The 14,855-nt window shown below is 59.6% G+C and carries 13 protein-coding genes; 1 reads left to right on the forward strand and 12 read right to left on the reverse strand.

Annotated elements, in window-relative coordinates:
- Nucleotides 1–239 precede the first annotated feature (239 nt).
- The 6 genes from ACTHV6_RS03100 to ACTHV6_RS03125 all read right to left on the reverse strand — a co-directional run bounded on the left by ACTHV6_RS03100 (nucleotide 240) and on the right by ACTHV6_RS03125 (nucleotide 7,997).
- Nucleotides 240–860, reverse strand: coding sequence for a 4Fe-4S dicluster domain-containing protein (locus tag ACTHV6_RS03100; RefSeq protein WP_441385803.1), 621 nt, complete (start codon nucleotides 858–860; stop codon nucleotides 240–242).
- A gap of 48 nt (nucleotides 861–908) precedes the next feature.
- Nucleotides 909–2,066 (reverse strand): hypothetical protein, encoded by a 1,158-nt coding sequence (locus ACTHV6_RS03105; RefSeq protein ID WP_441385804.1) that lies wholly within the window; start codon nucleotides 2,064–2,066, stop codon nucleotides 909–911.
- A 154-nt stretch (nucleotides 2,067–2,220) separates the two neighbouring features.
- Nucleotides 2,221–4,695, reverse strand: a complete 2,475-nt coding sequence (locus ACTHV6_RS03110; protein ID WP_441385805.1) for a molybdopterin-containing oxidoreductase family protein — start codon at nucleotides 4,693–4,695, stop codon at nucleotides 2,221–2,223.
- A gap of 357 nt (nucleotides 4,696–5,052) precedes the next feature.
- Nucleotides 5,053–6,156 (reverse strand): DUF559 domain-containing protein, encoded by a 1,104-nt coding sequence (locus ACTHV6_RS03115; protein ID WP_441385806.1) that lies wholly within the window; start codon nucleotides 6,154–6,156, stop codon nucleotides 5,053–5,055.
- A gap of 186 nt (nucleotides 6,157–6,342) precedes the next feature.
- Nucleotides 6,343–6,600 carry a hypothetical protein gene (locus ACTHV6_RS03120; RefSeq protein WP_441385807.1) on the reverse strand — a complete coding sequence of 86 codons (258 nt, stop codon included), beginning with the start codon at nucleotides 6,598–6,600 and terminating at the stop codon, nucleotides 6,343–6,345.
- A gap of 830 nt (nucleotides 6,601–7,430) precedes the next feature.
- The gene (locus tag ACTHV6_RS03125) at nucleotides 7,431–7,997 is read right to left on the reverse strand and encodes an ArsR/SmtB family transcription factor (protein ID WP_441385808.1); all 567 of its coding nucleotides are present in this window, start codon (nucleotides 7,995–7,997) and stop codon (nucleotides 7,431–7,433) included.
- A gap of 173 nt (nucleotides 7,998–8,170) precedes the next feature.
- On the opposite strand from ACTHV6_RS03125, the gene ACTHV6_RS03130 reads away from it, so the two are divergent.
- Nucleotides 8,171–9,565: an MFS transporter gene (locus ACTHV6_RS03130; protein WP_441385809.1), complete on the forward strand. Its 1,395-nt coding sequence runs from the start codon at nucleotides 8,171–8,173 to the stop codon at nucleotides 9,563–9,565.
- Between the two features lie 59 nt (nucleotides 9,566–9,624).
- Here ACTHV6_RS03130 and ACTHV6_RS03135 read toward each other — a convergent pair whose 3' ends face one another.
- The 6 genes from ACTHV6_RS03135 to ACTHV6_RS03160 all read right to left on the reverse strand — a co-directional run bounded on the left by ACTHV6_RS03135 (nucleotide 9,625) and on the right by ACTHV6_RS03160 (nucleotide 14,837).
- Nucleotides 9,625–10,368: a glutamine amidotransferase gene (locus ACTHV6_RS03135; RefSeq protein WP_441385810.1), complete on the reverse strand. Its 744-nt coding sequence runs from the start codon at nucleotides 10,366–10,368 to the stop codon at nucleotides 9,625–9,627.
- Between the two features lie 84 nt (nucleotides 10,369–10,452).
- Entirely contained in the window at nucleotides 10,453–11,877 is a 1,425-nt protein-coding gene (locus ACTHV6_RS03140) for an ABC transporter permease (RefSeq protein ID WP_441385811.1), read from the reverse strand.
- 2 nt (nucleotides 11,878–11,879) lie between these two features.
- On the reverse strand, nucleotides 11,880–12,659 hold the full coding sequence (locus ACTHV6_RS03145; RefSeq protein WP_441385912.1) for an ABC transporter ATP-binding protein: 780 nt from the start codon (nucleotides 12,657–12,659) through the stop codon (nucleotides 11,880–11,882).
- 16 nt (nucleotides 12,660–12,675) lie between these two features.
- A complete protein-coding gene (locus tag ACTHV6_RS03150) occupies nucleotides 12,676–13,701 on the reverse strand; it encodes an efflux RND transporter periplasmic adaptor subunit (RefSeq protein WP_441385812.1) in 1,026 nt (341 codons plus the stop codon).
- Between the two features lie 142 nt (nucleotides 13,702–13,843).
- Nucleotides 13,844–14,206: a hypothetical protein gene (locus ACTHV6_RS03155; protein WP_441385813.1), complete on the reverse strand. Its 363-nt coding sequence runs from the start codon at nucleotides 14,204–14,206 to the stop codon at nucleotides 13,844–13,846.
- 100 nt (nucleotides 14,207–14,306) lie between these two features.
- On the reverse strand, nucleotides 14,307–14,837 hold the full coding sequence (locus tag ACTHV6_RS03160) for a molybdopterin-binding protein (RefSeq protein WP_441385814.1): 531 nt from the start codon (nucleotides 14,835–14,837) through the stop codon (nucleotides 14,307–14,309).
- Nucleotides 14,838–14,855: the final 18 nt, after the last annotated feature.

The raw sequence follows: 14,855 nt of genomic DNA on the forward strand, positions 1-14,855 counted from the left end.
ACTGCCCACGTTTCGCCACCGCAACTGCCCACGTTTCGCCACCGCAACTGCCCACATTTCACGAGTAGACAAGTTAAGACGCCTGTAGACATGTTGCAACGTGTCTACAGGCGTCTTAAGTGGTCCTCCCAGCGAAGTCGGTGGCCTCACACAGTGTAGAGGCCGCAGCAAAGGGTTGTGACAGGAGCCGCCGTCGTCGTCACAACTAACGACGTCAAATTATGGCGTATGTACTACTACTACTTGAGGAAGTGTACGGACGGCTTGGTCCCTGCCTCTGGATGCAGCGTGAAGGATTCGCGTGTCTCGAGCAGCTGGGATACTTCGGATTCTGGATCGTCCAGATCCCCAAAGAAGCGTGCACGCGCCGGGCACACCTCGACGCAAGCAGGCTGCCGGTTTTCTTCAAGGCGCTGTTCGCAGAACGTGCACTTGGAAACCGTTGCTGGCTGTTGCGGTTGGATGTCATAGCCGCCCAGCGAAAATGGATTAGCGCGCTGAATAACATCGGCATTGCGTGTGCGGACCCCATCGTAGGGACAAGCTTCCACGCATGCACCGCATCCGATGCACTTGTCGTAATCGATGAGAACCACGCCGTCCTTTTCCCGCTTGTAGGTAGCGCCGGTTGGGCACACGGGCACGCATGGCGGATTCTCACAGTGCTGGCACGCTACTGTCAGGAACCACATGGTGGGCCTTCCCGGTGTTGCTGCCGGCGTGTGGTCTTGTGCGCCGCCAACGGTCCAGACGTTGTTCCACCAGACATCGTCGGGCAGATTGTTCTCGGTTTTGCATGCGATGGCGCAGGTATCGCACCCGATGCATCGTTCTGTGTCCACGATCATTCCCAGATGCATGGTCACTCCTCACTTTCGTTGAGAACTGCCCCTTTAAGGGGTGGCCTCTTAGTTCTTGCGTCCTTCACCGGCGGGACGTGTTCTGGGTGGGTCGATGACGGGTGCGTGAATTCCCGCCTGTAAAACGGCTCGGCGCAGGTGCTCCACACCTACGGCAGCCGCGGCTCCAGCCACGGCCCCCGCCCGCTTGGACGTGGGTGCACACACTGTCAGGACTATTGGCAAGGCGGTGCCGATAATGCCGCCAGCTACCACGAACCGATCTCTCTGGACACCTTCAACGAGGTCTCGGGCGCTGAGGCGTGTGGCCGTCGAACCCTCACCAAGCTTCTTGATGTACCGCGCTGATAGGCCAGCGCTGGCAATACCGCTGGCTAGGCCTAGGCACCGCATCCATCGGGGCTGCTTATCTGCCAGCGCTCCACTGAGGGCCGCGCCAGCCTGAAGCGCGTTGGCGGTGAACAGGGCCGGTACCTCGCGGGGCATCCACGACTGGACTCCCTTGGCATCGTTGATGAACAGGCCGTCATAGACGGCCAGCACACCCGCGCCTGTGTTAGCCACAACGGCAGCGCCAGTACGCACAGGTTGAGGAATACAGGGCAGTAGGCTTACTGCGCCGGCTGCCGCAAAGGCGCCGAACGCCCACGAGCCGCGGGCAATCCACGAGGTGTTCGGTTTGACGAATACGCGAGGGAACCGTTCGGGACGGCCTAGATCAGCCAACAGGAGGATTCCCTTTCCACCGGCCGCGAGAGCCCATCCAGCGGCCATGCCAAGGGGATTGCGGGCCACACTGGAGACCATATAGGTGGTTGCACCTATGCCACCAAAGGCCATCTCCCACCACATTTGGGGTACTGCCCACTGGCGATCACGCCGATAGGGTAGCTCGCGGCGCCCGGACTCCAGCCATTCGATTTCCTCGGTGTCCGCGAACTGTGAACCGGTATCACGGACCTGTACCGATGTTGGCACCGTGACGCGCCCCGGAGGAGTGATTCGTCCGTCCTTCATCACGTGGCCAGCAACGCTCGGACTGTGCTGGGCAATCGAATCTCTCTGAGCTTCGCCTTCCGGCACCCACCCCAAGCCGTCACGGACCACACGCTCCGCACAGGTATCCACCCATGAAGATGCCACGTGTACAACCGATTCCACCACGTCCTTGAAAGCGAGGATCGGCTTTGCCACTGATTCACTCATCGCGCGCCTCCTTGGCTGAACAGCACTGCCCCGGATTTTGCGACAGTTCGGATTGCCACCGCTCCTGCTCCAACAACGCTCAGGATTACGCCTAGTCGCGCCGCTGACACCGCCCGACGGTAGGTCTCCGCATCAACCTCACGGATCTCATTACTCATGCTCGTTCACCCTTCCAGTGGCGGACTTCTACCGCGACATCAAAGAAGCTCTGGTTGACTGAGGTGGGGTTGAGCCTCATGTGTGTCAGTTCTGATGGGGCGCCGGCGATGTGCTGGTGGCCCAACCACCCCTTGGGTAGCGAGACCATGCCGTCAGGCAAAGCATCAGAAACAATGGCCGTGACTACCACGTGGCCACGATCATTGAAGATTTCCACGAGATCGCCGGTGCGAATTGAGCGGGCGGCTGCATCCCCGGGGCTCATCCGCACGGTTGGGTCCGGATCCAGCTCGCGGAGCATGGGAACCTCGGAGTACTGCGTGTGCACGCGCCAGCGTGTGTGTTCTTGGAAGAACGTCAGTGGGTACTTCTCGTGAGTTGGGGACGTTGGCCACGCTTCGATCGGCGGTTCGAAGTAGGGAAGCCGTTCCTTGACAGGATCGAAGTGCAGGGAGGTTGATGATTGCACTCGCGGCGTCGGGTTCGGATTGTAGAACTGTGCGCGGCCGGTGGCCGTTGGGTAGCTACCATCGGCCCCTAGACAGATGTTCGGTTGCGAGGGATCTTGATAGGAGATCTGCAGTGCGCCCTCCTCTTTCAGCCGCTGGAGGTCAAAGTTGTTGGCTTTCGCCCAATCGTCGCTAATAGCAATGTTGATCAGCTCGTCATCAGAGTCTGGGAAGTACTGCTTGACCCCCAGTCGATCCGCCAGCAGGCGCATAATATCGACGTCCGGCTTAGATTCACCCAAAGGCTCAACAGCCTTGTCCGACCATGTGATGAACGGGTGGTTAGCAGCCCACTGAATGTCCTGACGCTCGAACCAGTGACAGGCAGGCAGGACCAGATCGGAGTACTCCACGGTGTCTGAGTTGTAGATGTCCGCAGTGACGATAAAGTCCAGCATTGGCAGCACCTTGTCGATCCACTGATTGCGGTCACAGTAGGCACCCAAGGGGTTACAGCCTGAGGCATACATCGCCTTGATTGCGTCGGGCTTGCCTTGAATGGTGCCTTCATTCGCGAGTTCAAAAATATCGTCGGTGTAGATATCGCGGGCCATGTGCCCGTCCGGCATCATCCAATTGACGAAATCGTAGTTCTCAGCAAAGTACCACTTGAAGCCCAGTTGCGAGCCCTTGCGCGAGACGTTGCCGGTGACGCAGGCTAGTGCCGATTCGGCGAAGGTGGAAAGATGCCCGTTGTCCCAGTGATCGATCCCCATAGCGTGATACATCGAAGCTGGTGTCTCCGTGGCCAAGGTGATCGCCATGTCATGGAGAGTCTGAGCCGGGATGGTTGTCACTTCCTCGGACTTCTCCAGCGTCCACTCGTCCACGGCATCCCATAGCAGATCCAACGCTGTGCGGACCTTGATGCCCTGCACTTCAAAGGACCCGTAGAGTCGCGTGTCCATGAACCCATCGGCAAGTTCCACCGCGTGGTCCTCAGAATCGCTCCACACGATGAAGGGATCCGTGATGACGGTTGGGCCGCCAGCGGAGTACAGACCGTCAGTTGAGGTGACGCCATCAGCCTCATCTTCGGCCGTGCCAGTTGCAGAGCCATCTAGGTCAGAGGCTTCCGCCTCGTTATCCGAGAGCGTACGCGAGAGGTCGCTCGCCCGAAGAAACTGGCCGGTATCCTCGCGCACGAGCAACGGGGCCACGCTTGAGCGGCGGAGGAAATCCTCATTCATGATGCCCTCGTCCATGACCACGCGTGTCATGGCGAGGAACATGGCGGGATCCGAACCCGGGCGAATTCGCACCCACTGATCAGCCTTGGAGGCGGTCGGGGTATAGATCGGATCGATGACGATGACCTTCGCGCCCTTGTCCTTGGCGTCAGAGACGAAGTGCCACGTGTGGATCTGTGCCTCGGTCATGTTCGAACCGATGATGAAGATCGTCTTCGCGTTCGCCAGATCCGCTGGGTCGTTGTTGGGTAGCCCGCCGAACACCTGCATGAGGCCATGGGCCTGAGCAACGTCCAGAGTGTTCGAAAGGACGGTGGCGTCCAGCGCGGCAAATAGGCGGCGCACGGCTCCGAAGTGTGAGGAGCTGAGTGTTCCGTAATTGCCTGAGCCCTCCGTCAGTGCGATCGCGCTGGAGCCATATTGCTCTTTGACAGCGGTGAAGTTCTCCACAACCATGTCGATCGCTTCGTCCCAGGAGATTTCTTGCCATTGGCCAGACCCGCGGGGCCCGACCCTCTTCTTGGGATGGAGAATGCGCCGGGCGCTGTATTGCTGCTCGGGTTGGGTGAGCCCGCGCAGGCAGACGCGGTTGTACTTGGGATCGGGAAGTGGTGCGGGGGAAACCCCGATCACTTTCCCCTCACGGACGTGCGCCATGAGCGGGCAGCCGCCAAAGCAGTTGGGGCGGCAGTATGTGCGCACCCATTTCTCGCCTGCTTCGGACGCCGCTGATGCTGACGGAGCATCCATTAACTGGGGACCCATAACCATGGCGATTCCCCCTCCTCATCCTCGGAACTGATCTGATTGATCGTCACTGACAACTGCGTTACAACTGTCACTTAGTTGGATTCAAGGTATCAGCGAGTGTAGAGCCGGGCATGGACTTTGGTCTTAGTGGGCGAAAACGGGGCGCGGAGTCTTCAATGTGACTCCCAGAAGCCGCGGAATACCGCCACTGTCCAGCTTCCGTTCATTAACGGAATGATTCATGCGTATAAATGCCGCCAGAAAGGAGCAGACTTCACGAGTGGACAAGTTAGGTAGACGAGCTAGTGCGCCTCGAGACACGTTGCAACCTGTCGACAGGCGCCGTAAGTGGTCAACTCCGCGAAGTAGGCGGTGCGCTCAATGGCGCCGCTCGTGGCCCAGAAGGTCCGAAGGGACCATCTTCCACAGAAGGCCGGACGGAGGTTTGACAGGAACGCCGTAGCTTCGCAGCTGATCCTTCAAGCGCTCGGCAAGTGCCAGCGGATCGTCCAACTGTGCGGAGCTTACCCGGATCACCCTCCATCCATCCGCATGCAGATCACCTTGCCGCTCCAGAAATCGCCGCTGGGCTCTTTGTCCGCTCACTTTCTCGCTACCATCAAACTCGATGATCACCCGATGCTGCGGAACTGCGATGTCAGCGAAGTAGCGCCTGCCGTTCGCGATAATCTCAAACTGAGTGAAGATCCGTGTGGCGCCTCCCCTTCCTCCCAGCGGGCCATAGCCGTTCTGGGCGTCATTGATGATGCAATGAAGCAGCCAAAGTAGGTACCCTTCTCCGGGTGTGTCCATGCCGGCATCGGCAATCTCAACGATTCTTCGCATTCGGCGCGATCCAGGAAATGGCGGCATTGAGTCGATATGGCAGAGTATCTCAGCACGCAGCTTCCGTTCATTTTCACGCGGCTGGTTCTGCCGGTGCATGTCAAACTTCGTAAGCTTCGATAGTACGGAGCTCATTGCCACCGTACCTGCTATCGGATGGAGCATCCGGGCGCTGTCAACGCCGACCGCCCACAGCGGCGCTGTGAGTACGCCGGCGATTTCTGTTGTGTCTGACGTGATCGGGGATGAGTGAATGCGGCGCTCTTTGACCTGCGCGATCGTCATTTTGCCGCATGTGATAGCGGGTAGGTGTGCCGCCGTGCCACGCCGAGGTGAATCGCTTCGCCGGTACTCGATATCTGTTGTGTTGAGCCACGATGTCAGGTCGTGCACCGCCAGCGCCGCCTCGGCAGTGAGAATCGGAGGGGATTCTGGGTTCTTGAACAGGGACAGCGAAACGGCCCGGGCCTGAGTGATCGCACGCGCGTTGTCCCATGGCTGCGCATGCGCTGGCACTTTGGATGAGGGTAGGTACGCGCCGCGGCGGATCCGAATCAGGTCAGGATTTGCGCTGAATAGGCGGGAAGGGCCGCGTTCGGCGGTGGAAACCACCAAGTCGTCCAATGTAATGGTCATGCCACAATTAGGTCAGATTCGCCAACGATCTGTGCTCCTCAGCTTGCCCCTGTGGATAAGGGCTACGTCAAGCATCTCTGTGGAAACCGCGAGCTCCGATACGTCGAGGCGGGCATGCGCCGGGGCACTCAGAATGAAAAAGCCCACCACGCGGGCAGGCTTAGACAGGTTGTAAATAGTTATTGCTTAAACAATGTTCATGAAGGCAGCAGGAAGATATACATCCCCATCACGCTGATCAAGTTCCGTGCTAAGCATTAGCAGCTCTTCGGACATCGTGATCTGGTACGTTTCTGCCATATCGAGGGCATAGCTTATGTACCATTCGACATCGCCGATAGGTATCGAGACACCTTCCGGTAAGAGCGGTTTGATGTCACGATCAACTAGAGTGGCGGCACGCTCGACCTTGTCCCAGTAACGTGTGTCATCCAACCTGATCATGGCTACATACTACCCTTCTTGAACCCACTGCGAACCGTTCCATTTCATGCAATGTTTTCCTCCCGCCGGGTAAACAGAACCAGCAGTCCATGTCCCATTTGCCCTTCTCATCGGTAGGGTAACGATTGTGTCGTCAATGATTGCAGTAACCACCACGTAGTTGTGGGAATGCCTGACAGCACTACCTGTCTCCCTGACAAGGTCCGCCAAGTTGATAGCGCCTTCAATAGGATCTGAACCAGAGTCGAAGCTACCAAGAAAGCCAGTCGTGAACACCCTGTCTGATGAATGTCGTGAGAATGGTCTGTTCGGGCCGTCATGCATCTGAGCCGCATGCGCAGCTGCCTTATATGAAAGCTTCGGTGTCTCTTCGCGAGAGAATGGGATGTCATTATCGAACGGCGGCCATTGTGTCATGTTTCGTGATTGATGGCGTCTCCGCCTGAAGGAGCTGCCAAGTCATCTAATGTAATGGTCATGTCACAATTAGGTCAGATTCGCCAATGATCTGTGCTCCTCAGCTTGCTCCTGTGGATAAGGGGTACGTCAAGCATCTCTGTGGAAACGGCGAGCTGCGACACGTCGAGGCGGTCGCAAAAGCCCCATTTCACGAGTGGACAGGTTGAGACGCCTCGAGACACGTTGCAACATGTCTCTAGGCGCCGTAAGTGGTCAACTCGAGAAACTGAGCGGGCTTGGTTGAGCTAGATCGGGCGTGGGTGGGCTTGGGAGGGCTTGAATAGGTGGGGGGCCCGCTCCGTGAAGAGAATTTCGACGACGACGGAGCCTCCCGCGCGTTTCCCTGCGCCGTTAGCTTCGTGAGGAGTTCGTCAGATCTGGTCGTCTGCGGCGACCATGTCGATCTGCCACAGGCGCCGGTTTGGATCGGACTTGTCTCCGGAATCATTCATCTCGTCCAAAGTCTCGGTGAGCTTTTCGAGCAATTCTCTGAACTGGTCCGGTGTGAGGAAGACGGAAGAGCGGGCGAATGTGCCGTGGATTTCTGGGTCTCGGCCTGCCACGTATTCGGGCGCCCACGCCACAAGGCGGTCTAAGATCTGACGGTGTTCCTCAGCGAATACCTGCAAAAGTGAGAGGCCGAGGGCTTCATCCGCCACAGGTTGCGTGGGACTGCCAAGGCTTTGCGAACCCGTCACGGTGGTCCACACTCGGTCACGGCGGTCCCGTGCCTGCTCCGGCGCCTCTTTGATCAGTCCGGCATCCGCTAAAACCCGTAGGTGGAAGCTCAGCTTGTTGGCCGGGACTTCTAGATCTGTGGCAAGATCGGCGGCGCGCGCGTACTCATATCGGTTGAGCGCAGTGAGGATCTGACGGCGCAGGGGATTGGACATTGCCTTAAGCATTGCGGTGGTCATCGTGGACTCTTCAAGCGCCATGGCTAGATTCTACCAATCAGGAAGCAAACATTGCGCAATAATAGTTGCGCAAAAATACTTGTGTAAGTATGCTTGCCCGTGAGGGCGATGGATAGATGCCAGATGGCAAGCCTCTAGAGATATTGGCCTCTGAGGAAGAATGAACGCAGCCCTTACAACGATCGGAGCACACGATGCGGGAAGCTGAACCGAGGGGCTCTGAGGCTGCCAACAGCCCGGAATTGGCCGAGTCCGAGGCCTTCCGTTTGTGGTCCAGCAAGCGCTACATCACGTGGCTGATTTCCGACACAAGTAAGGGATTAGCTGGCACGCTACTGAACTTTGCGATCCCGCTCCTTACCCTCATGGTCACGGATGATCCGGCACAAGCCGGGATCATCGGTGGCGTTGGCATGGGTGTCCAAGTGACGACGATGTTGGCTGGGGGAGTGCTGGCAGATCGTCACTCCCGAATCCGCCTCATGGTGATGGGCGGGGGAATAGGTGCCGTTCTCTCGGCAATCTTCGCCGCCGTGGCCTGGGTGGGCTCTCTCAGTTTCACTTTCCTTCTGGTGATGGAGGTCCTGCTGGCGTTGCGCGGTGGCATCTTCAACACGGCGGGCGAGGCACAGCTCAAGAGCGTGGTTCCAGCGAGCGCCATGGGGCGTGCGCAAGCGGCGAACCAAGCGCGTGACGCGGCCCTTCAGATCGCTGGTAATCCCATCGGAGGTTTCCTGCTGGGCATCGGCGGCTGGATGATCGGTGCGGTCATGGGCCTCGCTCACCTCCTCTCGGCCGCCACGGCCGTTATCCTTGGGCGGATGGGCGATCGTGCATCGGACGGCCAACCGATAGAGCACGTGGAAATGGGACGAGAAAAGGACGTGCCGAAAAGCGGTGCAGCTGCGGCGCCGGACATGCAAACGGCTGAGCCTCCACTTCCCAGTAAACCTAACGCATTCTCGGAGATCAAAGAGGCCTTCGGCTGGCTGTTCTCGCGCCCGGATCTGCGCAACGTCATGTTCATCGCCACGATCGTCAATCTGGGCTTCAACGCGGCAATCACCACTGCCATCTACGTGCTTCAGCAAACTGGATACACCCCGGTGCAAATAGGCACAATGTCATCAGCCATCGGCATCGTCATGCTAGTTGGGGCCCTTGTAGCTCCCATCCTCGTCCAGCGGGTCGGCACTGGCTTTCTGGTAGTGGGTGGCCTGATCGTGCTAGCTGCGGGTGTTGCGACGCTTACCGTGACGGATTCTCTTGTGGGCATGGTGATCATCCTGAGCATCGCGAGTGTGTTGATACCCGCGCTGAACTCCGGATTGCTGGGCTACTTCATGGTGGCTGTGCCTACACACTTGTTGGGCAGGGCGAATAGTGCGATCGGAATTATGGCGATGGGCGCGACGCCTCTCGCCCCGCTGGTGGCTGGCTTCGGGCTGTCGTGGATTGGCCGCACCGGCACCATTATGATCTGCGCGGGCCTCTGCGCACTTGCGGCCCTGATCGCCACGTCCAGCAGGGGCGTTCGCAGCCTTCCGAAAGAAGCTGGCTGGGCCGATCACGCCGAGCAGTTCGCCTAGATCTGCGACCTTATCGGTCCAGAGAGTCGAGGGTGGACCATCGCACAGAAAGACGAGCTTTAGAGGGCATCCAGCCAGCCGGCGAATACCTCCCGGCCAGCAGCTGCGAGCTGTGGTCCGATCCGCCCCGCGTCACGGCGGATCACCCCGGGATCGATGCCCGCACCGGCGATCTCTACCGCGTGGCCAACGAGCCAGCGTTCGATCCGCCTGTGATCGGCTTCGAGGTGGAACTGAAGCCCAAGAATTCGCGGCCCCGCGGCGAAGGCCTGGTTCGGGAACCCCGACGTCTCGGCCAAGCGTGCCGCACCCTCCGGAATCTCAAACTGATCGCCGTGCCAGTGAAGGACGGGCACGGCACCGCCAGCACCCGCGGCCTCTTCGCCATAATCACCCAACGGCGCCAGCACACTGCGCGCCCCAGCCTCGGTCAGACCCAGCGGCGCGAACCCGATTTCCTTGCGGCCAGTAGGGGTGACGGCCGCACCTAGTGCTTCGGCGATGAGCTGGGCGCCCAAGCAAATGCCGAGGATCGGACGTTCCGCTTCGATCCACTGCTTGATCGTCCGCTTCTCAGTGCGAAGGAAAGGATAATGATCCTCTTCGTACACACCAATTGGTCCGCCCAGAACGATCAGTACATCGGAGGCACCCGCTGAGTTCACGGCATCCAGATCGGCTCCAGCTTCGAAGAAGCGGATCTGGTAGCCGTGTTCGCGTAGCAACGGTTCGAGAATTCCCAGATCCTCGAACAGCAGGTGCTGAAGCACGTATGCAGTTTTGCCCTCGTTGTTCTGCCCCATGGCCAGCTCCTCTACACATTCCCGGATAGCCACCTGCACCCTATAGAGAGGATACTGCGGCGGGCAGAGTTCGCCGTCGTCGTCCTAATAACGAATCGCATCAATCGGACGTACCCGCACCGCGGCAACCGCGGGAATAATCCCGCACAGGGCCCCAACTGCGGTGGCGATCCCAACTCCGGCGAGTGCTGCGGACATTGGAAAGGCCGGGGTGTCTTGGAGCAGGATATCCAAGCGGTCCAGGGGAACAACGCTCATGATGATGATGGCGATCCCCACCCCGATCACGCCGGCCACGAAGGTGGCAACCACTGATTCCATGAACACGGAGAAGAACACGCGCTTGGCGGAGGCTCCCACGGCGCGGCGAATGCCGATTTCGCGGATGCGTTGGCGCACGGTCACGATCGCGACGTTCAGGAGCCCGAGCGCGCCCAAGAAGATCACGATGCCGCCGATGGCCATGATGATCAGGCGCATGGTGGCCATCTGATCGCCTTCGCTGGCCCACGATTCGCCACCGTAGGCGTCAGCCTGCCAACCCTCCCCAAGGACCGAGGAGAGGGCGGCCGGAAGGATCGATCGGGCATCATCCGCTTGATCGGGCCCAACCCACACCACCATTTCGCTGGAGGAATCGGCCATACCCGCCTCCCTTGGCTGCATGAGCTGCCACGAATCGTAGGGCATATAAACAATGGAGCTCCACGGATCCTGAGCCTTGACCACGCCCACAACGCGGAGCTGCTGCGGCGAATCACCGTCCAGATGGATGATAAAGGGCTGGCGGTCAATGTCCGGCGCCCCCAACTGCTCACAGACCACTGAGTTGAGCACAACCGGAGTCACGCGCTGATTGACATCTCCGGGGCGCAACCACCGGCCCTCTTGGATGTTGAGGCGGAATAGGGTGGCGTAGTCCGGATCAACGGCAGAGAACTGGGGTGACATCCAGCCGTCCTCAAGCGTGTTCGATTCGACGGGCACCCCGTTTACGGTTCCCATCGACGTGACTTCGTCGAACTCGCGGAACTGCAGGTTCGGAAGCTCATACAGCATGGAGACCCGCGACCAGTAGGTAATCTCGAAGCGCTCGGCCACCTGAATCATGGCGTTGCCCAGCGGATCGGAGATGGTACCGCGCGCCGCGGCCACCTCTGGATCGGTGCCGCCCCCGGCTTCTGAAGGATCATCATCGGAGGAGGTTGCCACGCATCCAGAACCGATGCAGCCTCCGTAATCCTCGAAGCCCATGCCGTCCATTCCCGCCATGGCACCCTCCGGATCCTCCTGATAGGCGCTGATGTGGAGCGTGACTTCGCGGCCCTCCCATGCCTCGTTCATTTCGCGGGTGGACTGCTCGAGGAGGTCCCCAAGCGCCATGACGGTGGACATCGCGGCCACGGCGGCGGCCACACCCACAAGTGACAGGATCACGCGGGCCTTCTGGACTTTGACTTCGCCCCACGCCTCGATCAGAGCTGCGATGAGTTTATTGAGGATCTTCACGCTTACTCCCTATCCTCCCCGCCCGTCCCATCCGCCCCGCCCGAATCCACCGAGCCGGCTGTTCCGGCGGCCAGCCCATCGGAGGAGACAGAGGGCACCAGCACCTCGCGCGGATCGTCCACGGCGTGAAGTACACCGTCATACAGGGTCAGCACGTGATCGGCTCGGATAGCTACATTGAGATCGTGGGTGATGACGATCAGGGCGGCGTCATTTTCACGGGCTACGTCTTCCAGCAGCCCCATGACCTCGCGTCCCGTATCCGGATCGAGCGCCCCGGTCGGCTCATCGGCAAGAATGATCCGGGGCTGGCGCACGAGGGCGCGCGCGATGGCAATGCGCTGCTGTTCCCCGCCGGACATTTCGGTGGGGTAGGAATCCAGCCTGTCCCCGAGCCCAACGCGCTCCAGCATGTCAGCAGCGATCTCGTGGCGGCGCCAGAAGTCCCGCGCGGCGCCATACAAAAGAGGCACTTCCACATTTTCCTGAGCGGTGCGTGCCTGAAAGATGTTGAACTGCTGAAACACAAAGCCGAAGCTCTCCCCGCGCATGTTCGCGCGCTTTCCCTCAGAAAGCCCCACCGCGTCCATGCCGTCGATCTGATAGGAGCCATCGGAAGGCTTGTCCAGCATCCCAATAATGTTGAGGAGCGTGGATTTTCCCGTTCCCGAGCGGCCAACGATGGAAACGTGCTCGCCTGAATCCACCGCAAGATCCACTCCTTGCAGGATGTGGAGGTCATCGCCGGAAGGAAGGGGAACGTGCCGGGTCACGCCCTGCATATCAATGAGCGCCACGTCAGCATCCTTCGCCCGTGAACTCGTTGCATTCCATCTCGGAGTTTCCGGGTACGAACTCGAGGAGTTCCTGATCCTCGCTGATGCCTTCCTTGATCTGGATGAATTCACCATCCGTGATCCCGATTGTCACGGCGATCTTCTCCGGGTCACCACCCTCATAGTTCGGCGCATACACGAAGCCCTCCTGATAGCGCCCCTCCACTGCGGAAACGGGGAGCGTGAGAACATCAGTGGCCTTGCCGGCTTCGATTTCTAGTGAGACCTGCAGGCCGTTGAAAACCTTCTGATCGGAGGGGATGGCGCAGCGGGCTTCGATGGAGGTTCCGGGATCGCCTTCACCATCTGCATCTGGGAGTTCAGAATCTTCGCTGGTGCCAGGTCCAGGAGTCTTGATGGCGAGTCCCTCGCACTTAAAAGGTGCAGGCCCATTCTTGATGGTGACGGTGGCCGTCTCCGGAGGCTTTTCCATTCGGTACATCTGGTCTGGAGTCAGGGAAACCACCGCTGAGTACGTGGGTGGCTGCACGGTGCCGAGCGAATCCCCGATGGCGAACTCCTGATTCTTCAGCGCCGTGAAGCTCACGGTGCCCGAAGCCGGGGCAGTGACGTATTCGTGCGTCCACACGGATTCGCCGGGGCTCACGGTTTCGTTGCCGTCTTCGTCCACATCCACGATGTCCTCGCCGGGTTCCTCGTGCTCAAGGATCAAGAGCGTGTCTCCCTTTGTGACGGCATCACCATCGTTGACATAAAACTGGGTGACCTGCCCGGCAAACGTTGCTTTGATCGAGCTGGCGGCATCCGCTTGCACCGTGCCGTCCAGACTCAAGGAGTTCGTGATGCTGCCCTTCTCCGGGAAAACGGTGAGCTCCCCGTACACACCTCCCGGCTCCAGCCCGTCCACATCGTCGGCTTGGACGGAGGGGAAGAACGCGATCTTGATGAGGGCAGCAGCGATGATCGCCCACACGAGCAGCCGAAGAATGGGCATAACCGCCCCGCGTCGATTGGTACGAGCACTCATTCAAACTCCTTTGTCAGGTGCATAAGCACAAGCTAAGAGTAACCCCGTGGGGTGGGGGTGAATCGGCGCCACGCCGCAGTTTCAGGGTTAAATCAGGGTATGAAGAACGACGACGACGGACGCCCCGCGATCCCGCAGCACCCTAGACGGGAAGCTCGGGCCCATCCTTGTGGCGGCTTGGCCTGTGCAGCATGGCCGATTCGGGGGTGACTATCAGGGCGGGTGGCGCATCGGACCCGTGCGTGATTGTGCCCTTTCCGTCAGCGATGAGCGTCCAGCCGTGGTGCACTCGCGGTTGCCACACGAGGGTCACATGGGGATCGCGGCCTACGTTGGCTGCCACGGAGGCGGATGGGCCCATCACGGTGATGGCGCCGTCCGGCCCAATCTCCGGATCTACCGTGAGGAGCTTGGCGTAGCCATCCGCGGGCAGGGTGATGAGGATGGCGGCATCGTAGTGTGCAGCCACGTTGGCTAGATTGTCAGAACTGACGGGGATACTCATGGTCCCAACTTACGCCGAGGGCCGCAAGGCTCCCAGTTTCTGTGCGATGAGGTCGTAGGACAAGCGTGGTCTATGCTGCGTGGGCTAAGCGTTGGTCCGGTTAGTCTTGATCGTCCAGCTGTTCAAAGATGTGTGGCAAGAGCGGACAGACAACCGCGAGAGAATCTTTAACGCCGCCGCGTGAACCAGGGGCGTTGACAATGAGAACACCTCCCTTACCGCGATGTGTGATGCCGACAAGCCCTCGGGAGAGGGAGGCGAGCGGCGTTTGTGTTAGGCCATGGTCACGAACTTGTTGCGCGATCCCATCCATTCGGACGTCAAGGAGTGGCGCAGTAGCTTCCGGTGCCACGTCTCCCGCGCTGATGCCGGTGCCTCCTACAGTGAGAATGAACCGTGCGCCAGTTTTGATGACGTCCTGAAGATGGCGAGCTACGGCAGGTTGCTGTTCGGGGCAGTGGAGAAGACCGTGTGGGCCGGTGGCATTAACGCGGCTCTCTCCGAGAATCGTAACTGCCAGAGGTCCTGCTGAATCTTTGCGCTCCCCGCTGACGATATGGTCGTTAATGACAATGACGGCACCGGAGATGTCACGGTCCATCTGTCGTATTGGGCGTTCTGGTTGGTCCATGGAGTGATTCCTCTTCCT

This window comes from Ancrocorticia sp., assembly GCF_052089425.1.
Classification (GTDB): domain Bacteria; phylum Actinomycetota; class Actinomycetes; order Actinomycetales; family Actinomycetaceae; genus Ancrocorticia.